The 22,402-nt window shown below is 41.5% G+C and carries 13 protein-coding genes; 5 read left to right on the forward strand and 8 right to left on the reverse strand.

Translation table 11 applies throughout. The features are described 5' to 3' along the window. Positions 1-1,103, reverse strand: a 1,103-nt coding sequence (locus ACM0OY_RS27665) for a hypothetical protein (RefSeq protein WP_414571993.1), incomplete at its 3' end; no start/stop codon positions are given. Positions 1,104-1,515: 412 nt separating this feature from the next. On the opposite strand from ACM0OY_RS27665, the gene ACM0OY_RS27670 reads away from it, so the two are divergent. After that, entirely contained in the window at positions 1,516-2,682 is a 1,167-nt protein-coding gene (locus ACM0OY_RS27670) for a helix-turn-helix transcriptional regulator (protein ID WP_414571994.1), read from the forward strand. Between the two features lie 47 nt (positions 2,683-2,729). On the opposite strand, the gene ACM0OY_RS27675 is transcribed toward ACM0OY_RS27670, so the two are convergent. After that, positions 2,730-3,677 (reverse strand): glycosyltransferase, encoded by a 948-nt coding sequence (locus ACM0OY_RS27675; RefSeq protein WP_414571995.1) that lies wholly within the window; start codon positions 3,675-3,677, stop codon positions 2,730-2,732. Between the two features lie 283 nt (positions 3,678-3,960). Here ACM0OY_RS27675 and miaB point away from each other — a divergent pair, with 283 nt between their 5' ends. Continuing rightward, positions 3,961-5,325: a tRNA (N6-isopentenyl adenosine(37)-C2)-methylthiotransferase MiaB gene (gene miaB / locus ACM0OY_RS27680; RefSeq protein ID WP_414571996.1), complete on the forward strand. Its 1,365-nt coding sequence runs from the start codon at positions 3,961-3,963 to the stop codon at positions 5,323-5,325. A gap of 48 nt (positions 5,326-5,373) precedes the next feature. Here miaB and ACM0OY_RS27685 read toward each other — a convergent pair whose 3' ends face one another. From ACM0OY_RS27685 to ACM0OY_RS27700, 4 genes are all read right to left on the reverse strand, one after another. Further along, complete coding sequence (locus ACM0OY_RS27685) at positions 5,374-9,372, reverse strand: TonB-dependent receptor (RefSeq protein WP_414571997.1); 3,999 nt, start codon at positions 9,370-9,372, stop codon at positions 5,374-5,376. After that, positions 9,369-10,910: a hypothetical protein gene (locus tag ACM0OY_RS27690; protein WP_414571998.1), complete on the reverse strand. Its 1,542-nt coding sequence runs from the start codon at positions 10,908-10,910 to the stop codon at positions 9,369-9,371. The genes ACM0OY_RS27685 and ACM0OY_RS27690 overlap by 4 nt, the downstream gene beginning before the upstream one ends. Positions 10,911-11,140: 230 nt before the next feature. Next, positions 11,141-11,704, reverse strand: coding sequence for a hypothetical protein (locus ACM0OY_RS27695; protein WP_414572026.1), 564 nt, complete (start codon positions 11,702-11,704; stop codon positions 11,141-11,143). A 141-nt stretch (positions 11,705-11,845) separates the two neighbouring features. Continuing rightward, entirely contained in the window at positions 11,846-14,380 is a 2,535-nt protein-coding gene (locus ACM0OY_RS27700) for a beta strand repeat-containing protein (RefSeq protein ID WP_414571999.1), read from the reverse strand. 918 nt (positions 14,381-15,298) lie between these two features. Here ACM0OY_RS27700 and thrC point away from each other — a divergent pair. Then, positions 15,299-16,606, forward strand: coding sequence for a threonine synthase (gene thrC / locus ACM0OY_RS27705; RefSeq protein WP_414572000.1), 1,308 nt, complete (start codon positions 15,299-15,301; stop codon positions 16,604-16,606). Between the two features lie 91 nt (positions 16,607-16,697). Further along, positions 16,698-16,973, forward strand: coding sequence for a MoaD/ThiS family protein (locus ACM0OY_RS27710; RefSeq protein WP_190954505.1), 276 nt, complete (start codon positions 16,698-16,700; stop codon positions 16,971-16,973). Between the two features lie 529 nt (positions 16,974-17,502). Here the strand turns inward: ACM0OY_RS27710 and ACM0OY_RS27715 are convergent. Next, entirely contained in the window at positions 17,503-19,098 is a 1,596-nt protein-coding gene (locus ACM0OY_RS27715) for an AAA-like domain-containing protein (protein ID WP_414572001.1), read from the reverse strand. A gap of 211 nt (positions 19,099-19,309) precedes the next feature. Here ACM0OY_RS27715 and ACM0OY_RS27720 point away from each other — a divergent pair, with 211 nt between their 5' ends. Beyond that, positions 19,310-19,477: a hypothetical protein gene (locus tag ACM0OY_RS27720; RefSeq protein WP_414572002.1), complete on the forward strand. Its 168-nt coding sequence runs from the start codon at positions 19,310-19,312 to the stop codon at positions 19,475-19,477. Positions 19,478-19,823: 346 nt separating this feature from the next. On the opposite strand, the gene ACM0OY_RS27725 is transcribed toward ACM0OY_RS27720, so the two are convergent. After that, on the reverse strand, positions 19,824-21,992 hold the full coding sequence (locus tag ACM0OY_RS27725) for a GumC family protein (protein WP_414572003.1): 2,169 nt from the start codon (positions 21,990-21,992) through the stop codon (positions 19,824-19,826). Positions 21,993-22,402: the final 410 nt, after the last annotated feature.

Genomic DNA, 22,402 nt, shown 5'->3' on the forward strand with positions numbered 1-22,402 from the left:
TCAGAATGATTATCATTTTTGTTAACTGTATATTTTATTCTCTGGAAGTCCCTTATCAATCTTTCGACCTCAGCCAAACCAGGAGATAGTAATTGGAAACCACCCTGCATTTTAATTAAGCTTCCTTGTCCTGAAGTTGCTTGTAAGCGTCTTTCTAAATTACGCTCATCTAGCTCGATGCCGAGTCCGAAATACAAGAACTGCTTGAGCTTGTAGCTTGAAACCGCTATCTCAGGATTGCTTGTTGCCTTACCAATTGCCCATAGACCAAACAAGCCCTTCTGCATGACTGTGCAATCTTTAATGGCTGCATAAAAATCAATATTCGAGGCAAATAATTTCCAACTAGCTACCCAAGGCTCTACTTCTTTGGAAATTCCATTATTCTTGCGCTTGCCATTCTTGCTGCTGCTTTCTGAATCTTCGTCGCTTTTGGCATTAGATTTAGAACTACGTGAGGCTGTACCAGAGGTTAAATCCCACTTGCCTTTTATCTTGTCATCAAATACTTCTGCGAGAACTTTTCGCGCTTCGTCTTTTCCTGAAAGACTTAGCCCAGCCATATTTCTCTCAACAATCAAGTCAGGACTTTTACTAATCCATGTGACGATGTTGTTATCATGGAATCCAACTCTTTTAAGAATTTCATTCAACTCAGCACGAGGAATTTCCTCCCGTCCATCGATATCTAACGAATACAAGAGAACCAGATAGATCAACCTGCGTGCAGCATCTTTCTTGTTTGCAGCTTTGAGCCTCTTCTTGTCCATTAGCTGTAGTTGTTCGCCGTTGTGCCGGAAAATCTGTTTTAACTTGTCAGCGTCAATTCCATGAGCAGCAGGAAGTTGAGCAACTGTATCAATCGTAGATTTGTTTTTCTCGTCGCTGGATTCGTCGTTGAATAAGGAAAGTTGTTGAGGTTCGGGATTACTTAAATTACGAATCACAGGACGACCATTAGGTGGTTTTCCAGGTGTCATTTGTCCACCAACGATCGCCGCGATCGCAGCACCACCCCAGCTAATACCTACTTCGTTGCTCAGAGTAGCCTGAATTTCACGTGAGTAGCCCTTGCTAGTTTCAACGAATTTTAACGTGTTCATTACGGAAGTTAGGTTAGCACCATTGTTTGATGCGGAACTTTTATGCCCTTCGCCTATTGGGGTTCCACACATTACACATCGTTTTGCACCGGGAACAAGTATTTCATAGCAGTCTTTGTTTTTACATCGAATCTGCTGAGGACAGTTAGAACAGTAGAATCCATTGCTAGACAGAATCCATTGCTAGACAAGGGATGTTGGCAAGAGGGACATGTTTGCATATTTTTTAGTCTCCAAAACTCTATTTGAACTGCATTTTACAAAGAGGTTCAGATAGAGCGCGACTATTTGGCAGTATTAGAGGCTATAAAATGAAATCTTTAGGAACTATAGTTAGCAAAAGTTTTAAACTTTTTATAAATTACAGGTCAATACTTTTATATTATTGACTTTTCAGGATGAAATATAGTTTATGGCGCATTCTTATGCTGCTCTTCCTGCCTTCGAGCGACTTTTACTATTAATTGCAACCTTTGTCCGATACCCAGGAGTTGGTTGTATTGATCCTATGCAATCTGACTCTAATAATCATGATACATTGCAATTAGTACATTTGTACCTACAAAAAGTAGCAAGCGAATTAAATGTAAAGCTACCGCCATATTCGCGTCATACCATCCAAAAAGATTTGAAGATTCTTCGTCGCTATGGACTTTTGGATAGGCGACCTTACCGCTGGGGTTACTATGTTGGTACAGGTCTAATGAATCGGGAGGAGTTACAAGTTGCGCTCAATGCCCTACACTCTCAGGCAAGATATCAGGAAGACCCTCAAATTAATCGGATCTATCAAAGACTAATGCGGCGATTAGGAGGGTTAAACCTGAAAGATGAGATGCTTTATCCGGTGAGAACCCAATTAGACCGAGTTATTGTCTACACCGATCCGGTGGAAATGATGGCCAAGGGCAAATATCAAAGCCGAGGCACGCTATTTGAAAAACTAGATACACTTGAAGCAGCAATTATTAAAGGGCAAGCAGTTGAGCTTTATCGCTGTCGTAATCCGTACAATCCCAACAAAACCAGATATGAGCAAGTTTATCCTTTACAATTGATTTATGCAGACATTGCCTGGTATTTGTTGCTGGAAGATTATAACAACGGTCATCTCGTAGTCTCACGTATTGATCGCTTTAGTGATCACTTCAATGTTCTGGATAGCAAAGGCCGCGGCTTAGATAGCCAATGGAGAAGCTTACATATCGCTCATCGGCTCTTAAAGGCAGGTTGTGGCTTGAAGTTGGGTTTAAGAGAAGAGCAACAAAAGGAGAGCCGTGGAGAACTGGAGCTTGTAGAAGTGAAAGTTCGATTTTTCCCTGAAGTAATAGGATTTATCCAAGAGGGAGAAAAGCGACATCTTCACCAAGAAATCAAACCAGGACCTAAGGGAAAAGATGGCAAACCTACTTATGTAGATTACATCGTTAAATTGCCTAAGCGATCGCTAGAGGAATTTTGTCGCTGGGTGTATCGCTTTATGGGCAATGCTCAGTTCATTTATCCTCAATATCTAGCTGAACAACATCAGAAATTTGCTTGTGCATTAATAGATCGGTATTCTTCCAAAACCACATAAATCCGGATGATTGACCGCGTGGAGTAAGCAGCTTTTTGACCTATTTCTTAACCCCGCATCTGTCGCAGTGCATCAAACGCTTTACCTCGTAACCCAACTGGTAATAGCGATAACCCTAAACCAGTCCAAGCTTTAGCAGTCGAAAAAGATTGTCCTGCTAAAACTAGTTCTCTGCCTTTTTGCGTTTCTCCCTTTTCAATTAAACGCAAACCTAATAATAATTGCGTTTCCATTAAACGCTCTTGCCTAATTTTTTCTAATTCTTCAGATTCAAACTTATAACTTTCTAAATACCGAATTTTATCAAATAAATAAGGAATAGCTCTATTTATACCTTGCTGCTCTGTATGGTAACGATACTCCATCAGTAATCCTGGTAAGTAATAACCTTTTTTCCCAGCCAAAGCTAGCCGCACAAATAAATCATTATCCTCACAATTTTGCATATTGGGCAACATAAATCCTAGTTCTTGTAATGTTTGACGACGAAATAATGTTGCTCCAATTTGAAAACTTTGATTAACAAAGACAACTTCTAACAAATTATCTACAATCCCTGCGGGTAAATCCTTTCTTCCCCAGCGATGAGAATTTTCCTCAGTTTTTACCTCATCTTTGATATTGTTAATATCAATTATCCAATGGTCTGTACCAACAAAATCAATACTAGAGTCTTGGTCAAGAATAGCTGCCGTACTTGCGAGAAAATTAGGTGTTAGTCGGTCGTCATCATCAAATTTAATAAAATATTCACCGCTGGCAGTATCAAATCCAGAGCGCATATTATTACTTTTACCAATGTTTTGCGGATGACGAATGTATTTAATCCGATGGTCTGTGTACTCTGAAATTAACTCAGGTGTTCCATCGCTAGAACCGTCATCACAAACAATTAGTTCAAAGTCTTGCTCTGACTGATTAAGTACACTGGCGATCGCATAAGGCAACAGAGAGATACGATTAAAAGTAGGAATACAAACAGTAATTTTCGGCATATCACCATATGATAACTTGTTTATATTTACTCAGTAGTGCAAATGATTGCGATCGCTGCTTTATGAGCTATTATTCCCGAATCAATGTTTTGTATACACATCATTAGCACTTAAGTCTTGGCTTTTTTCGTTTATTCTCACAGCATAACTCCCGTAGAAACGTCAATTAATGTCTAGCTTTGTCTAGGTTTCATATAGCAGCAGACTTACCTAACGTTGGTTAAGAGCGTTATAAAATAGAAATAAAGTTTATATACATTACGCTAATTAAGCATAATTACTCATGACCACTTCTAAGCGCCACTATCACATTACTACTTTCGGTTGTCAGATGAATAAAGCTGACTCAGAGCGCATGGCTGGCGTAATGGAAGACATGGGCTTTGAGTGGTCGGAAGATCCAAATAATGCGGATGTGATTCTCTACAATACCTGCACAATTCGAGATAATGCCGAGCAAAAGGTATATTCCTACCTTGGCAGACAGGCCAAGCGGAAGCACGAGCAGCCTGATTTAACCCTGATTGTTGCTGGTTGCGTTGCCCAGCAAGAAGGCGAAGCGCTGTTGCGACGTGTGCCAGAATTAGATTTGGTAATGGGGCCGCAACACGCCAACCGCCTCAAAGATTTATTGGAATCAGTGTTTGAAGGTAACCAAGTTGTGGCAACCGAGCCGGTTCACATTATGGAGGATATCACCCAGCCCCGACGAGATAGTAAAGTAACTGCTTGGGTGAATGTGATTTACGGCTGTAACGAACGCTGCACGTACTGTGTGGTTCCCAACGTGCGCGGTGTTGAACAATCTCGCACACCAGAAGCTATTCGTGCAGAAATGACAGAATTAGGACGACAAGGTTACAAAGAAGTTACTTTACTCGGTCAAAATATTGATGCTTACGGCAGAGATTTGCCAGGAACTACACCAGAAGGTCGGCATCTGCATAACTTCACAGATTTACTTTATTACGTCCATGATGTGGCTGGAGTTGAAAGGATAAGATTTGCTACAAGTCATCCTCGTTATTTTACTGAAAGACTAATTCGGGCTTGCGCTGAGTTGCCCAAAGTTTGCGAACACTTCCACATTCCCTTTCAATCTGGGGATAATGAACTTTTAAAGGCGATGTCGCGGGGTTATACCCATGAAAAATATCGCCGAATCATTGATACCATTCGGCGATATATGCCAGATGCCTCAATTAGTGCCGATGCAATTGTCGGATTTCCTGGGGAAACAGAACAACAGTTTGAAAATACCTTGAAACTTGTGGAAGATATCGGCTTTGACATGTTGAATACAGCCGCATATTCGCCGCGTCCAGGGACACCCGCCGCTTTGTGGGACAATCAATTGAGTGAAGAAGTTAAAAGCGATCGCCTACAAAGATTGAATCATTTAGTAAACATCAAAGCAAGCGAGCGATCGCAACGTTACTTCGGACGCATTGAAGAAGTTCTAGTAGAAGACCAAAACCCCAAAGATAAAACTCAAGTCATGGGGCGCACAGGTGGTAATCGTTTAACTTTCTTTACTGGCGACATCAAAGAATTAAAAGGCCAGTTGGTGAAGGTAAAAATTACCGAAGTTCGAGCTTTTAGTTTAACTGCTGAACCAGTTGAAGTGAGACAAGCCATATCTATCTAAATATTTGGCGTTGCTTCTTTTGCGTGAAACAAATTCATATCTTCAATTTCATTGTCGCAATTTCTCCACCAGGCTTTGCGCGGTAGATTCTTCTTGCTTACGTGGCACCGGCTTTTGCTGTCCAAAACCATCAAACAAATCATCTAGCTTGACAGTTAAACCCAAATATGCACCACCAGCCGATCGCGTCCCAGAAAAATCGCGATCGTCAACTTCACCAAACACATATCCAGCAGAAAGCCGCAAATTAGGAGTCAGGTAGTAACCTGTTTCCAAAACAAAGCCCGTCTCACTATAACTAGATTGACCAATCCAACGAGCCTCACCAACTAAATCCCAGCTATATCCCAAACGATAAGTAGCTCGCAATTGCCCCAAATTCACCGTACTTGTACCAACTAAATCGTTAGCCAAATAAGAAGTACTATTACGTAAAGCATACTTACCGTAGAATTCCCATTGCCAGTTCGGAGCGTAGATAGCTTCTAAAGCAAAAGTATGGTCTTGGGAACCCGTACCACTACCTAAGAGAATGGTCTCAGGAATAATCGCTGGATTTTGGCGATATTCATAACGCAATAAAGCATTAAATTTATCACTATGGGGGTCGCGATAAGCTAAACCCACCTTCAGATTAGCGGTATCTGCCAATCCTGAAAGTCTTTGATTGGCAGAATTTGCTTGTTGATAACGTACCAGAGCCGTGAGAGATGGAGAAATTTTACCCACTGCACCTGCGGTAATTACTGTATTACTACCACCAGAAGAGGAGCGATGCTCGTAGCGGGCGCTGGCTTGAAACTGCGGGTTATCACTGTATTCCAACCCAACGCTGTAACTATCGCCACCATCAAATCCGATCGCCGATGCAGCTTGACCAAAAGCGTAGGGTTGGGGATATTGTTGACCCGCGGCCGTCCGGTTGAAGAAGTTACCAAATACGTGTTCGTAAGCTAAATTTAACCGCAATCCGCGAGCAATAGTCCAGCGGTTATTTAGACCGATTGCACCTTGGGTAGTCAGTTCATTGGCACCACCCAAAATTGAGTAACGACCAGTTATGGTGGTATCTCTTCCAAGTTTGTGTTCGCCGTTGACACTCAAGCTGGTGATGGAGTTACCAGACAATTGACCGCTAGTGTAAAACTGTTGGGCCAGACTGACATTCACACCAGAAATTACCGCCCAATTCAACCCGAAGATGGTACGGTCTGGATAAACACTATCTTTTTGGGAAGATAAGCTGAGTTCGTTTTGGGCTTGGAAAGTCAGGTTTTTAGCGATGGGAACTGTGAAACGCGATCGCAGTTGATCGGAATTACTATTGAGGGCGTTGGTGGAGATGCGGTCTTCGCGATCGCGATGAATCCAATCGAGATCGAAGATGGCACTACCCAAGCGTTGTTGAATCCCAGCAGTAATTGTCGTCAGGGAATTATCAACTTTACTCCCTGGTATGGCATCATTACGGGGTGCAAATAATTCTTCAAAAGTATCTAGCGGTTGGGGAGCAATTCCAAAATTGTCTTCGTGGTCGTATTGCACTCTGACATTGGTAGTCGGAGTAACTTTAGCTAGAACTTGGGCACCATAACGAGTTTGCCCCGGTACAAAGCTGACGGTGGCATTATTCGCAAAACCTGTATCGGCAAATCGATAATAAGCACGTCCTTGAATCCCATTGGCAATTTGTCCTTCAGCTTCCAAGCGATAGGCATCACCCCTAACCTTTCCCAGAACATCAGAATCGTTACTAGAATGGGCGTATTCTGCAATTAGCTTACCCTTGTCACCCAAAGCAATCAGCGCATCTGCGCCATACAGTTGAAAATCACGCACACCCTGATTTTCTTGAACGTAGGTTGCTCCAATCCAACTTTCTTGGTTCAGCTTGCGAGAAAGGTTATATTGCAAACGACCAGCAAAGATATTGCTATCAGAGTCTTCGCTTTCATATTGATAGCTAACAACAATCCGACGTACCAAGACTTGTCCAGTTTCATCGATATCAGTGCGAAGAATCGGTTCGCGGAATAATAAGGTACCGCGATCGTAGTCTATTTCGTAGTCTGGGCCTCGGTTAAGCTGTTTCCGTTCCAATACAGTACCAGGACGATTGAGTTCTTCTAACTCAATAAAGACATTTTCACTACCTGGTTGTAGGAGTCTGCGAGAGAGGAAATAATAACCACTAGTGCCATCAGGAGCAATGGTATCTCGTTGAAATCCTTCTAAGTTATTGCCATAGAAACCTGTAATTTGTAAGTTTCCTAAGTTGTAATTAGCTTTAAAGCCGTGGAGTTGACGGGTAATCGAAGTAAATTGCTGCGATCGCCGCGCAAATTCTTCTGTGTTATAGTCACCCCACATGGCAAAATCAGGGGAAGATCCAGGTATACCGGTTGAGCGCTCGAAACGCAGAAACACGCTGTCAATGGAAGGAGCCAGCACATCAACTTTCGAGCTATCGCCATAGACAGGATAGTTTTGCTCGCTAAATTGGTAAGTTCTAAACAAGCGATTATCACAGTTACAATCTTCATTTAGGTTACGAGAACTGTTATATGCGCCTGTAAACAACCACTCCCCAATAGTACCTGTGGCAAAGATCGCTGAATGAAAATCTAATTGCGTTCTATTGTCTTTGTCGGGAGGGATGAAATCACGAAAACTACCGTAATAATTTGTACCTCTAGCCCCCAGACGTAAATCTATAACCCCAGTGAGCAAACTCGGACGTAGTGCCGTTTCAAATTGCAACTGGGTAAAGGCTTCTAAATTATTAACGATCGCTCTAATTGTGACAGTTTCTGCTTTTAGTTGCGATCGCAACGTTACTGTAAATTGTCCTCCTTTAGCCTCCACTTGAAATCCAGGTTCATCGGGTTTGAAATCTTTCCCCACAAAATCCCCAGCAGTAGGTATCAAAGTCACAACGGCATCATAATTAGACCGATTGCCACTTGCATCCAGTAGTTGACCCCGGATTGTAGCGGTAGAACGTCCATCAGCTGGGATACGAGACTCAACAGTTTCCAAAGTTAGTTGCTGTGGCGCTCCCCGGACAGCGACCTGCACTGTTACAGGCGGTTCCTTTCTCCCAACAAAATTTGCAGAGATCGTATTTTGACCTTCTTGTAACGAAACACCATACCATGTCTGCGTTACTAAGTTACTACTCGCATCAGTTTCCGTCCGCCCCACTAAGGAAGGATCTACCAACACCCCATTTACCCGCAGTTCCACTTGACTACCAGCAGGAAACTGCACAATCACCGTAGTAGCTTGTACATCTACAACACTGTCAGCCGTCGGAGTCAAGATTTTGATTCCTGTAGAAATCGGTGGAGGTGAAGACACAGGCATATTTTCATTCACCCCTTGTCCCTCCTTCCCCCCATCCCCGCGTCCCCCCGTCCCCGCGTCTCCCTGTCCCCCGATCCCCACGTCCCCATTAGCAATTTTGCGTAAGCCTCTGGGCAAACCTACAGAACTTGCTGGTTGAAATGGTTGTATTTCTCTTGAAGATTGCTCTTTCTTATTTTCGATTCCTGCAATTTTGCGTAAGCCTCTAGGCAATTCCACAGAACTTGCTGGTTGAAATGGTTGTATTGGCTGGACATCTGAAATTGAACTAACACTAACCGATGCTAAAGAAACTGACGGCAATTCAACAGGCGTAACCTCTTGGCTAGAACTTCCCAATAAACGATAAGAATTTAGCCGTTGCTGAATTCTTCTCTTAATCTTTGCGCCTTTGCGCGGCAGTCGCTTCAAGTCTCTTAACCCGCCCAACGCCCTGCCTTGCCTTTGCGTGACCTTTTCATCTCGCGCATCACCAACCCTAGAATTCACATCCATACTTTTTTCAACCACTTTATTTTCAACTGCTCGACCTTGGTCACCTTTCTCTGCTTGCAATAACAGGTTTTCATTACTAACTTCTGCTTTGACTATGGCCGGATACAAAATGAGGCTGAGAGCTATCGGCATCGCCCCCATCAACCTCAAGTTGAAAATAGTTGCACGGTGCAGTCTGGGTTTCATTTCTTGACTGGCTCCTGAAATGTGGGGGTGACACCGAAGTTCATACGTACCAAGCCACCTGGTTCTAAATGCACTAGGCGAGATTGGCTATTGCGTTCGCGGAATTTTTTGTTGGGAGCTAAATTGTAACCAGGTACACTGCTGAGGTCTAGAACGCCCGTGTGGTATCCAGGTAAGACATTAGCTAAAGAGAACAAACCATTGGGATCTGTAGTGATGCGGTTACCGTCTTCTAGAAAAACCACTGCATTTGGTATTCCAGGCTCACCACGCTGTTGTTCGCCATCAAAGTTTTTATCAACAAACACCCGACCGATAATCGTGCCACAATCAGAAACGATTCCTGGACGAATTTTCAGTTGGTGCGTTGCTGGGCCATCCTTAGTGCTAAAACGGTTATCAGTTCGTTGGGCATTAACGATCGCACTGTTGCGACCACTACCACGCAAAGCATCAGCTGTTAATTGAGCAGCGTAGGCAATATTCAGGACTTTCCCTGTAGGAATCGTCATGTCTGTCTGGAATATCGCCGTGTTTCCATTTCGTTCCGAGGTGATAGCAACCGGTGTACCATCCATCTCTCCCTGCACAGATTTCGGCAAGAACTGGAATCCTAAAGGGAGGTTATCCGTGATAACTACATTGTTTAAACCAACATCAGCGAGATTTTTTACCGAGAGGCGGTAAATTACCGTATCTCCAGGTTCCGCAGTAGCGCGATCGCCTGTTTTAATAATCTGTAACTGATTGGCTTGACACAAATTGGTAGTAAATTCAAAGGCTAATAAATCCAATCCCACTACTTCTGCATTGGGAACTAAAACAACTGTTTGCTCTACTCTAGTTTCACCTGTAAGACTGATTGGTTGTCCATCCAAAGAAGTAGCGACATATTGCACAACATCATTACTATCTTTGGCAATAATTTCAATCTTGACGCGCCGTTGTCTGTAGATGGAATTTGATGGTGGATTGACTACAAAAATATAGGTTTTACCCGGCTCGGTTTGACCTTTGTTTGGATCTAGTAAAAAATTGTAGACACCAGCAGGATTATTTGTAATGAAATATGGATTACTATTTTCAATATTTGGCGATTTTCCCCCAGGCACATTGTTATTAGGAATATCCGGTAACTCTGTGCGAGTCAAAGCAGCTAAACTGCCCAATTCTGTGCCCGTCGGGTCGCTAGGGTTAAGTTCATATACCCCAACTGAAAAACCTGTATAGTCCGGTAAAAGTGTACCAGCACAACCTAAAATCCTTCCTAATGGGTCAAGTAATGGGCTAGGAGTAACGTTAAGCTGACTAGAACTTCCTTGATATTGATAGTTACTAGCTGGGTCTGTATAAGTATAAGTAGCTTGATTTGTGATTGGGGAAGATGCAACTTGACTATTATTTTGTTGGGCTGTCGCTGATATAGGTAAACTAGTATAAAAAAAGCTTCCCAGCAGAAGACTTGCTGTTAATCTTTGCCACCAGCTACTACTAAAATTAATTTGTTTTTGTTTTTGAGGACGGCTCACTGAACACATCTCCTCTCGATGGCAAGCTGATTGTTAATAAAAAAATTATCAAAACAGAATTCAGGATTCAGAATTCAGAACTCAGAATTCAAGGATCAGAATTGAGAATGAATTCGACTGTCAGATAGCACAGTGATAGCGGTTTCTAACTGCATAAAATTGAAAATTTGGTGGTTTAAAATCATTAGTGATCTAAATTCCTAGTGCAGTTTATTCTGAATTCTGTATTCTTCTTTCAATCAACGCACTTGGGTTTGATAAGTCGCCTTGACTGTCGTCTTTGCTGTAACTGACGGAATCTGTAAACGGATGTGGGTGTAAGCAATGGCTGGCGCTGGTTTAGTTTCCACTTTGCCGTTAGGAACAGTAACTTTAACGGTGGGATTTTCGACGAAGCTACGCCCACCATCAATGCTATAAGTAATTTTTCCATTATTAGTTACATTTGCAGATTTAAGTACGTAGAACATTCCTCTAGGAATGGGTTGATTCAGAGTCAAATTTTTCACTGGGTGATCGCTCTGATTTTCGCCACTCAAGGTATACCTCAATACATCACCTGGTCGCACCACAGCTTGACCTTTCAAAGGTTCCCATTTCTGGCTTTGTTTACCCTGCCGATCTTGAGCCACCACTAGCTTTTCAGCTTGTAAACGCAATTGAATTTGCGCTTGAGTTTTGATATTTTGAGCGTAGGCACTTCCTGAATGCCAAATATTTCCAACTCCTGGAAATTGAACCAAAAATGGAGATATAGCTATTAGCGCGAACGCACCGAAACCTGCAATAGAAGCACCTTTAATCATAAATAAGTTCTAGATTCTTGATTGTTGACTTATATTTCCCTGCTTTTGCTAATAAATAGTCACCCCCTCTTACTTGAGCTTGTGGGGGTGAAGTCAACTGGTTGCCGCTATAACGCAAATGTCCCCACTGCCAACGAATTAGTTAACTCTGCGTTGGAAAGTAAATGTTCTTTGAATACCCGGTGCGATAACGCCAGTTACAGTATCTACATACTTAGTAACATCAGTGTTTACCGTACTTCCGGTTTGGTCGATGCCAGAGCTATTAGCTGGATTACCGCTGAAGAATTGAATGGTTGCGCTCCCAGAATCTTTAGCTGAACCAACAATATTGCTGGTATCAATTTGGCCGCTGTTATCGTTGTCTTTCGCCCAGTTGTTGGGGCTTTGCGTACCATCTTCAATAATCACAACTTTGTCAGCATTCAAAATCACGTTACCAGTTCCAGACTGAGGATCGGAAATGTTAGTGTACTGAATTTGATACTCAATAATATTTCCTGGTGCAGGCCTCTTCGGATCGGTACTGAAGGTACCATCATTTCCTTGGACTACAGGCCCGCTTCCTTGGAGAACTCGTGATACTTTCAGCAGTTTCAAGTAGCCAGTGTAGACGCGATCGATAGTGATGTTGAATGAATCAAAGTTATTGTCGTTTCCAGTATCCTTAATTCCATCACCGTTACTATCCGTCGTGTAGTTGTCAATAGAAGCAATGATGGGTACTGGGAAGCCTCTATTAATATCAGTGGATAACTGCGTACCTGCGGGTAAATCAACTTCTACACCATAGTTAATAGTTGTATTAGGAGCAAAGTTAGGGATTGTTATTGGTGTACCAGATGGTGTAAACACTCCATTATTGTAAGTATAAACAGCAGACTGGCTATTATAGGTAATAGTCACCTTCGTACCATTCGGTAAATCTCCTAGATTTGTTGGTGGTGTTGGTTCTATCTTCAAAACGCCTGGGTCAGTGCCACTATTTTTAACTGTGTTGGTAAAGCCAACTGACTGAGGATCGAGCGTACTACCAGGTACTGTACCCGCAGGAACGAGAGAAGATTTATTCGTGAAGTCATCGTTGGTTCCACCTGATGGCCCAGTAGCATCTGGGGCATTTTGCGGCCCGTTGAGTATCGCTGAGGCTACAGGTGCTTGTAGTGTAAAGACGTTTGCCTCACCTCCTGGTGTACCATCACCACTGTTGTTGTTACCCGTGTCAGTTCCAGTTTCCGGAGATGTTGGAGTATTAATATAGCCATCATCAACGCTGCCCTCTGGTAGAGTATTGGGAACACCATCGCCGTTGTCATCTGTACCCGCAGGAGGTGTCATATTCCCTGGTGGACCATTGTAGTTGCTGGGATTTTGGTCGCCGGATTCGTCGTATACTGGAAAGTTACTGCCGGGTGTTTGACCAAATAATTGGGCGATGTTAGCGACGGTTAAGGGTGAAGTTGCAGTTGATTCAACAGCTAGCTGAATTGAGAAGCCATTGACTGTTGTACCAGGGGCGATGGAACTAATAGTAGCTGGAATATTGATAAAACCAATGCGAGTGACTGAGGCTAAGGGTGGTGCTGTGGTAGTCCAACTAGCTGCATTCGCATCAATTCCAATTGCCGTAGTGGTATAAACAGTTTGCCAACCAGGCGGTGGAGTTGGCGCTACTGCCAAATCTGTACCAGCAGGAATGGCATCAGAAACCAAGATATAAGTACCAGCAACACCATTAACATTGATGCTTGTGCCCGTCAAAGCTGCTGGTGTAATTCCCTGTCCTGTGGGATCGTTAGACTCAACTCGCAAACTCAAATCGTAAGTCAGCTTGTCATCTGTAATTACAGTCGTGCCAGCATTGTTATAGCCGCTGCGAATCTTCAGAACGGTGGCTAAAGTGTAGGTCTTCACTGTTAAACCAACCTGAATTTGCTGGGTGGCGCTAGCTTCCCGTGTACCGTTAACTGGTGCCCCAGCTACCTCATTAGGAGTGCCATCGGGATTATCTGCGGTATAAACGTCGCCACCATCAGGACTCCGCAGTTGATTTTGAGCGCCACCAGGAGTGTTACCAAGGGTAACGGTAATTACGTCATTAGTTTGAGCGCCAGCCTGTACAGTAACTGGCACACGCACCAATACCGTACCACCAGGCGAAACCGAGGGCGTGAATACCTCAGTGCTAGTGATATTTTGCCAGTTTTGACCGCCGTCAGTACTGTATTGGAGGCTATTAGGTGTTCCACCTGGTAAAGTTCCAGAAACTGTACCCGGCCCGGTTGTTGTAGCTAAGTTAGGAATCCGGAATTGGGTGGGGTCGTTACCTACATTCGTCAGAGTGTAGGTGTAGATAAGTAAGTCACCAACCTGGACTGTTGTATTGGTTGGGCTAGAAGTGGCATCTGTGACGCCAGAAGCACTGACCGTGATACCAGCAACTTCGGCTACGGTAACAACTACAGTGTTGGAAGTAGCGTTGATTGTTGTCCCTGGACTGTTGGGATCTTCGTAGGTTGCTGTAGCTGTGTTACTGATAGATGTACCCGCAGTAGTTCCCTCAGCTAATACAGGTGCAACAAATTGGAAAAGGCTACCAGTTAATAATGCTGTTGCTACTAAGGATTGATAGCAGTGAGACTGCTTGTTTACAAATTTATTTTGTTTTACCATAGGTTTTGTTTGTTTGCTGAACTTGTGTCCTGAGTTTTCAAGAGGATAAAGTTCGGCAATTTTTTAAAGAATTACCGATGATATTTGCTTAAAACTTTAATGTTTTGGGAATGCAGACTTGAGGAGTTAAAGCAAAATTGCTGAATTCTCCGAATCAGAATTCAGGAATAAAACACCCTTAACACCTGGTTTTGAGACCTAGTTTATGTATTTCAAGCTTCTTGAATCCTGTCAGTTATTGACACTCCTCACCAAGTATGTTGAAGCAATACTTTCAAATAATTCGCCGATCTGAATTTGCGATCGCCCTTGATAATCAAGGCTGGTAATCACAAGTATGGGGAACTTACTGTTGCGTATTGCCGAATTGTTTATGCAAGTAGAAATGTAACTTTTGCTGCAAAAAAAGTCTACCGTATAAATAAGTAACTTGTCTGGCGGTGAATGAGTGGATCAAAGATTAAAATTCAACTTTATTGTTGCAACATATATAGTATTTTTATCTTGAATTCAAGATAAAAAACACTAAAATCTATATTTTAAAAGACTTTTGGCTGTTTGTTGTTATATATTTACTCTACTGTATAAAGCCATTTGAATAAATTCTGTAAGCAATTTAGATCGCTAAAAAGTGAAGATCGTTCAGATAGATGCAAATTATTCATACCTGAAATGCAATTTAATCATAACTACTAACAGTATTAAAACTGAATCACTGAAGTTCTTATCTTGTTTTGTAACTACAAATAACTAAGTGTAAATACTAAAGACAGGAATTTATTAACCTTAAAATTTTACAAAAATTATTACACTCACTACTAAACATACCCGACTATTTTTATCGGGTATGTTTGACTGGTATTTTTACTCGTGTTACCATCAGGCGACAGTTGATGGACAGACAGGGAAAGCTAGTTTATGACTCAGGCAATCACAACCCAATCCCAAGTCAGTAATGCCACATTTTTTAAAGCCTTGAAGTGTAAGGAATGTGGTGCTGAATATGAACCCAAAGCCAGTAATGTTTGTGAGTTGTGCTTCGGGCCCTTGGAAGTCAAGTATGACTACAGCGCTCTGCGTCAGACCGTTACTCGTGAAACAATTAAAGCCGGTCCTAATTCAATTTGGCGCTACCGTCCCTTTTTACCTGTCGCAACTGACAATGTTATAGATGTGGGAACTGGTATGACTCCCTTGGTTCGTTCCCACCGTCTTGCCCGTCGCCTGGGCCTAAACAAGCTTTATATTAAAAATGATGCCGTGAATATGCCCACCCTCAGCTTTAAGGATCGGGTGGTGTCAGTCGCCCTCACCAGGGCACGAGAGTTGGGTTTTTCCACTGTTTCCTGCGCCAGCACTGGTAACTTGGCAAATTCTACAGCAGCGATCGCCGCTCACGCCGGTTTAGACTGCTGTGTATTCATCCCCGCAGATTTGGAAGCTGGTAAAATTCTCGGTAGTCTAATTTATAGTCCCACCCTGATGGCTGTAAAAGGCAACTACGATCAAGTCAATCGTCTGTGTTCAGAAGTTGCTAATACACATGGTTGGGGATTTGTCAATATCAATTTGCGTCCCTACTACTCTGAAGGTTCCAAAACCCTGGGCTTTGAAGTTGCAGAACAACTCGGTTGGGAACTACCCGACCATATTGTTGCTCCTTTAGCTTCTGGTTCTCTGTTTACAAAAATATATAAGGGTTTCCAAGAATTTGTAGAAGTTGGTTTGGTAGAAGGTAAGAACGTCCGTTTCAGCGGCGCTCAAGCTGAAGGTTGTTCGCCTATCGCCCAAGCATTTAAAGAAGGGCGCGACTTTATTAAACCAGTGAAACCGAATACAATTGCCAAATCAATTGCGATCGGTAATCCAGCAGACGGCATTTATGCTGTAGATATAGCTCAGAAGACTGGTGGTAACATTGAATCAGTCAATGATGCAGAAATTATTGACGGCATCAAGCTACTGGCAGAAACCGAAGGCATCTTCACAGAAACAGCGGGTGGTACAACCGTAGCTGTGCTGAAAAAATTGGTAGAAGCTGGCAAGATCGATCCAGATGAAACTACCGTGGTTTACATCACTGGCAATGGACTCAAAACCCAAGAAGCAATACAAGGCTACGTTGGCGAACCCTTGACTATTGATGCGAAACTCGATAGTTTTGAACGGGCCCTAGAGCGATCGCGTACTCTGGATCGCTTGGAATGGCAACAAGTCCTCGTTTAATTATGAGTTATGAGTTAGGAGTTATGAGTTTTTTTATTCCTCACTCCTCACTCCTCACTCCTCACTTTTTCACTCTTAACTTTCTATTCTTATGGCGGTAACAGTCTTAGTTCCTACAGCTCTTCAACAATTTACTAATAACCAAGCTACCGTAGAATCCAGTGGCAACACCATTGCTGAACTTGTGGATTCATTAGAACAAAGCTTTCCTGGCTTCAAATCACGATTGTGTGATGAAGAAGGAAAGCTACGGCGGTTTGTGAATTTTTACCTGAATGACGAAGATATTCGCTTTTTAAAAGGCGCAGATACACGCCTCAATGATGGTGATGAAGTAAGTATTGTCCCTGCTGTTGCTGGTGGTTAATAGTGAAGATACAGCAGAATTCAGAATTCGCATAGTTTCTCTGCTTAGCTACCAGACATAGATAGTTTACTTCACGCTTATTAAAATCTGTTGTATCTACCTAAATTTAGCAAATGATATAGATGTCGGCTTGCCGTAATTGGCAGGCTTATTTTTATTCATGTCAATCTAAAATCTGTCTTGAAAAGTTCAGATGTCTGACGACAATCCGCCCTTCGGACTTCTACGCCGGAAGCCGGCGCTCCGACGCAAGACCACAGGAACACACTGGCTCAACTTTTGTCTCCGACACGCTACGCGAACGCAAAATCTAAAATTCCTTAGCTAATTACAAATAGTTTTGACCGATAAAGATTCATGATATCAAGTTCGGATAATCACTTAATTATTAAAATTTCTCCGCGTCCCCGCGTCAGTCCTAATGATAAGTCTTCACCCGAACATGATATGATACAAGCCCTCCGAAGTTTGGATGCCTGGGTTGGGCTGCACCAACGGAGGAAGCCTCCGCTCCAACTTCTCTCTAAATTTATTTATGGGGATTATTAATTTTGAATTTTGAATTTTGAATTTTGAATTCGGAGCAAAGCGACGTGACTGTGCCTTGATGCTCTATCTCGTTACATCTTAGCCGTGATTGCAGAGCATCAATCTTTTGTAAAAGCGACATTCCCCACACTATAGAAATTGCCAATTTGATGGTCATACCCAGAAGCAAAAGTGCCACGATTCTGGAAGATCTTCTTTGTTGAGCAAGCCTTTTTTGTTCTTCTGCAAGTCGCGCTTCGACCTCTTTGGCACGTTCGACCTCCAATGCTTGCTGCACTTCTCGTCGGTCTAATTCTTCACTAGCAGCTAAAAATCGATAATCTAAGTTGCTCAAGCTTTTGCCACTTGCCCAAGTTTGGGCGTCAATTAAAGCTTGACCGCGCAATAAGCGAGATTCATCTTCTTGCTTTGAGGCTACCCATGCATTGAAACTTTCATAGTAGGGCCGCAAGTTAGCTAATTTTTTCCCAACCCATTCTAGACTGAAAACTTCTTCATAAATGCGGTTTTTGATTTGGAGAAAACCTTGCTTTTTAATTACCAAACCAGATAGTAACAGTTCTACCTGTTCTCGACTATCATCAATTGGTACTTTAACTCCTTGGAGGATTTGCTGATAAATTCCCAGTAATCTGGCGGCAAATTGTTCGTTTCTGAGAATGCGATCGCGAATTGTCCTCAGATGTTCTGGTTCATCTTGGGATTCCCATTTCTCGATGATATGCGATCGCACTACATTTTCTATCCAAAATTCTTCTGTACCAGGGGGAATTTTGAGCTTTCTACCCAAATCATCTTGAGATAAATTGACAAGCAGCCGACACAGCTTTTGGGTCAAAAATGGTTGTCCTTGTGTCCAGGACAAGATTTCTTGCAACACTTTCTGGGGATGATTACCTTGAATATCCAGCCCCAAAGCTAATGTTTGAGCTTCTTCAAATGTGAAACCATTTACTTCTATAGCTTTACCAATATTAAATGGGGTAGTATGATTTCGATATAAAATTAAGTCTGAAGGTGTGGCAACGCCAAAAATTGCAAATGTAATTCGATTATACTCTGGATTGATTGCTCTTTGGTTGTAGCAAAACCTAATCAAGCTAAAAAAGTCATCAACTGAGAAATCTAAGCCCAGAATACTATCAATTTCATCAATAAAAATAAACAATCTTTCGTCAGGAAACTGAGGTAACAGTATTTCTGAAATAAACTGACTGAGTTTTTGAACCAAAGAAATATCTTTTTTTTCTTGCCACCAGGTTTTTAAATTAACTTTTCCTAACAGTTGAAAACCTAACCATAAATCGCCTGCTACTCCCTTGTACCACTGTTCTGGAGTGATATTGTCACAACCAATGTTGGTCATATCAACGGTGGCACATCGAAAGCCCTCTTTTTGTAAGCGATGTTTTGTTTTCACCATCAATGAGGATTTACCCATTTGCCTACAGCTCAGGATATAGCAAAATTCACCCTGTTTCAAGGCATGGTAAAGTTCCACATCTGCCTTACGCTCAACATAGCTAGGAGAATCACTGGTGAGGGTACCACCAACTTGGTATCTATAATTGTTCATTTCATTGAAAATTTAAATTAAAAAAAATTTGTTCTCGAACTAGAGAAATTTTGATTGAATAGACCAAAGTATGTTAGCATATCTGTCCTTATCTATACTCTAGAATAATTTTATTTTTAAAGGGTGTATTCCATTCAATTGAAAACCGCCGTCAATCAATAAATTTGTATAGGGACTTTCGAGTAAATCCATATAATAATCGACTCTTCTTATGAAGAATCCAGAACTCAGGAGAGGCGGTCCAGTGTTGGGAGTTTCCCATATAAGTGATTGCCGTACAGAACTCATGCTAAATTCTGTAGGCCTGGGTAACACCGCAGCTGTAGCGACTGAAGGTCTGAATATTGATTTCAAACGTTTGATAGGTCGATTATTCTGAATTCTGACTCCTTTTTCTTATTTCTGCCGAGAGTTTATCAGAACTATTAGCATCCTGAGTGCCTTCCTAGTTGTTGGCTGAAATAAAGACGATATAACTCACAGCCCCTTCGGGGCGGGAACAGGCAGAAGAATTAGCCTCGAATATGGGTCATAAGCCCTTATTAAGAATATACAACTCCAAAAAATACTTGGAATTGGAAACAGAAAAAGTCAATACTCTATTATTAAGAAAAACTTGCAAATGAAGTGATTTTTTTCAATACCTCATTAAATAGGCAGGCAATAGGCAATACTAAAAAAGACAGGTATCTAAATTGTTACGAATGATTAAGTAGGGCTATATGCTATTTAACTTCGTTAGCAATAATTCCAATTAAATTCAACTTACTCAAAATTTCAATAGCTTGAATCAATTGAGCTTGCTTGACTTTACCCATGCGCTCTACCATAACGATCGCGTTGCAAAAAGATGCAATAATCCTGGCATCAACGGTGGCTAAAATTGATGGAGCATCTATGAGCACTAAATCATAATTTTCTTCAAATAGCTCAATTAATTCTTTCATTCTCTGAGAACTCAGCAACTTCACTCTATCTTCTGTAATCGAGCCAGCAGTCAAAATATCAATGAATGGGTGAATGGGCTGAATATAATCTTGAAAATTACTAGTTGTCTCATCAACTAATAACAGAGATAGTCCCCAATCATTAGAGAGTTCTAATACTTTGTGCAGGTTAGGATTCTGCAAGTTAGCATCAATTACTAATACACGTCGATGCATTCGTGTAGCACTAGCCACTAGCCCTAAAATTAAAGTTGTCTTTCCTTCGCCTGGTAGTGTTGAAGTCAACATCAATGACTTGAAAGGCAAGGGATATTTTAATATTTTAATGTTTTGGTAGATCATGTCCAAAGTTTCATGGACAGGTAAATTGGCGCTGGCTTCTACCATAGCGGGAGCTAAACTGCGCTGCTGATTCCAAGACAGATTTAAAAGACGCTTTTTACTATGAGGCCATCGCAATTTTGGCACCGTTCCCAATAGGCGCAGATTTGTCAGTTTTTTTAAATCTGCGGCACTGTAAATAGTGTCATTAAGTTTCGACAAAATCAAGGCTGCTAAAATACCTAAAAGCGGCCCAATTACTCCTCCCCCAAGCAAATATAATAATCTATTATTCCCTATATAAGTACCCAAAACAGGTTCTTCCAAAACTTGCCAGTTATATCCTTCCTGAGAAATTTTCATTCCTAAGGACTGTTGTGCCTGAAGCAGTTGTTCTAGGCTTTGATGACTAGTTTCTACCTTTTGCCGCAGACGATTATATTCCGCTGTTAAGTTGGGATATCTGCTTAATTCAGAACGAATTTGCTGTTCTGATTGCACTAAACTTTTTTCATTAGCAGTTAGTCCTAAAACATTTGTTTGTAACAGAACTAATTCGTCTACTAGCTTGGGATCAACTTCTACCATGCCGGCTTTTACAAGTTTTTCGTCCTTGCCACCATTGGTAAGATTTTTTACTTCTTGCCGTAACAATGTTAGTTGGTTTTGGCGTTGCTGTTTGAGTTTTTCCACTGATGGATAATCATCTGTATAACGCAACCGTTCCTTAGCCAGCGCTAGTTCAGTTTTTTGAATTTCATTTAATAGTATTTGGTAACGGCTTGATTGATTTAAACGAGAAGAAATTTGGGCATTTTGTTGGGAAGAAGCTGCTATTTCTTGTTGTAGGCTATCGTAGCGAGCGTTGACATCTTGAAGTTGGGCGCGAGTGGTTTGTAGCTGTTGTTGAATATCAGCCAAAGATTGTAGCAGGATTTTACTTTGTGCTTCCGGATCGACTAAATTATGTTTTTTGCGAAACTGTTCTAAATTTTTATCAGCTTGACTGACCTCTTTTTTGATTTCGGGTAGGCGGGTATTCACAAAAGCCAGTCCCCGATCTAAACGCTCTTTTTGTTGTTCTGTGTTATAGTTTTGATAAACTTTTTGTAAAGCTTGAAGTACTCTTTGTGCTTTAACTGGATCGTCATCATTAAAAGAAACTTCAAATACTTGACTAAAAACTGTTTTTGCTCCTATATTTGCCTCTTCTTGGGTGACTTTCAGAGGTGCTTTTTTGTTGTATTCTTTTTGACCTTTGAGATATTCTAAGGTCATATTCGGATAATCAGAATGAAGTAAATCTACAGCTTTCTGAAGTAGCTTGGAACTCAGCATGAGCTTCATCTGAGTATTGTAATCAATAGTTTTAGTGTCTGCCTCTTGTGTGATATTATTTGACTGTGCCTCTTGAGATAAATTGGAACTCACCAGTATTTGCATGTAGCTTTGATAATTAGATTTGGCAGTGACAGCAAAGATGCTGGCAACTGACATAACTAAACAGGAAACTCCCAAAATCACAAAGCGTTGACGAAGCAAAATAGTAGGTAGTTGTCTGATGTTAACCCTGCTTTGTACTGAGGTGATAACTTGTTGGTCTTGATTCAGACTAGTTTTAACCACTATCAAACTCCTCTAATATGGAAAGAATTTATTTCTAAGATTGTGAGAAACATTTTTTAAATGAATTTTTACACCTACGCTCTACAAAAAAATACTTAATTATTGCCCAGAAATTAAACCACTTAAAATGATCTTATGCCAACTAAGGTTTTCATGTTCATCAATTCATGCATATAAATTTCAAATCAGTACTAGAACAACAATTTTTCAATAAATCTTTATTTAAAGAATAAAAATCTTGATAAAAAATTAATGATTTTTCTGAATTATTTAACTAGACGCTGTTGTAATTTAGCACATTATTAATAGCTGGTAAGGTTACTTTTTTAACCTAGGACTTACGCACACTCCACGATTCTTCTCTACGAGACGCTGCACGTTAGCGAAGCCTCTCTTAGAGAAAGCGTTCT

The organism is Nostoc sp. CCY 9925 (assembly GCF_963920935.1).
In the GTDB taxonomy this organism is placed as follows: Bacteria; Cyanobacteriota; Cyanobacteriia; order Cyanobacteriales; family Nostocaceae; genus Nostoc.

What these genes read in the sequence shown, in the direction of transcription:
- thrC (WP_414572000.1), top strand. Translation starts at nt 15,299, where the DNA reads ATGACTCAGGCAATCACAACCCAATCCCAAGTCAGTAATGCCACATTT.
- ACM0OY_RS27675 (WP_414571995.1), bottom strand. Translation starts at nt 3,677, where the DNA reads ATGCCGAAAATTACTGTTTGTATTCCTACTTTTAATCGTATCTCTCTG.
- ACM0OY_RS27670 (WP_414571994.1), top strand. Translation starts at nt 1,516, where the DNA reads ATGGCGCATTCTTATGCTGCTCTTCCTGCCTTCGAGCGACTTTTACTA.
- ACM0OY_RS27700 (WP_414571999.1), bottom strand. Translation starts at nt 14,380, where the DNA reads ATGGTAAAACAAAATAAATTTGTAAACAAGCAGTCTCACTGCTATCAA.
- ACM0OY_RS27715 (WP_414572001.1), bottom strand. Translation starts at nt 19,098, where the DNA reads ATGAACAATTATAGATACCAAGTTGGTGGTACCCTCACCAGTGATTCT.
- ACM0OY_RS27690 (WP_414571998.1), bottom strand. Translation starts at nt 10,910, where the DNA reads ATGTGTTCAGTGAGCCGTCCTCAAAAACAAAAACAAATTAATTTTAGT.
- ACM0OY_RS27710 (WP_190954505.1), top strand. Translation starts at nt 16,698, where the DNA reads ATGGCGGTAACAGTCTTAGTTCCTACAGCTCTTCAACAATTTACTAAT.
- ACM0OY_RS27685 (WP_414571997.1), bottom strand. Translation starts at nt 9,372, where the DNA reads ATGAAACCCAGACTGCACCGTGCAACTATTTTCAACTTGAGGTTGATG.
- ACM0OY_RS27720 (WP_414572002.1), top strand. Translation starts at nt 19,310, where the DNA reads ATGAAGAATCCAGAACTCAGGAGAGGCGGTCCAGTGTTGGGAGTTTCC.
- miaB (WP_414571996.1), top strand. Translation starts at nt 3,961, where the DNA reads ATGACCACTTCTAAGCGCCACTATCACATTACTACTTTCGGTTGTCAG.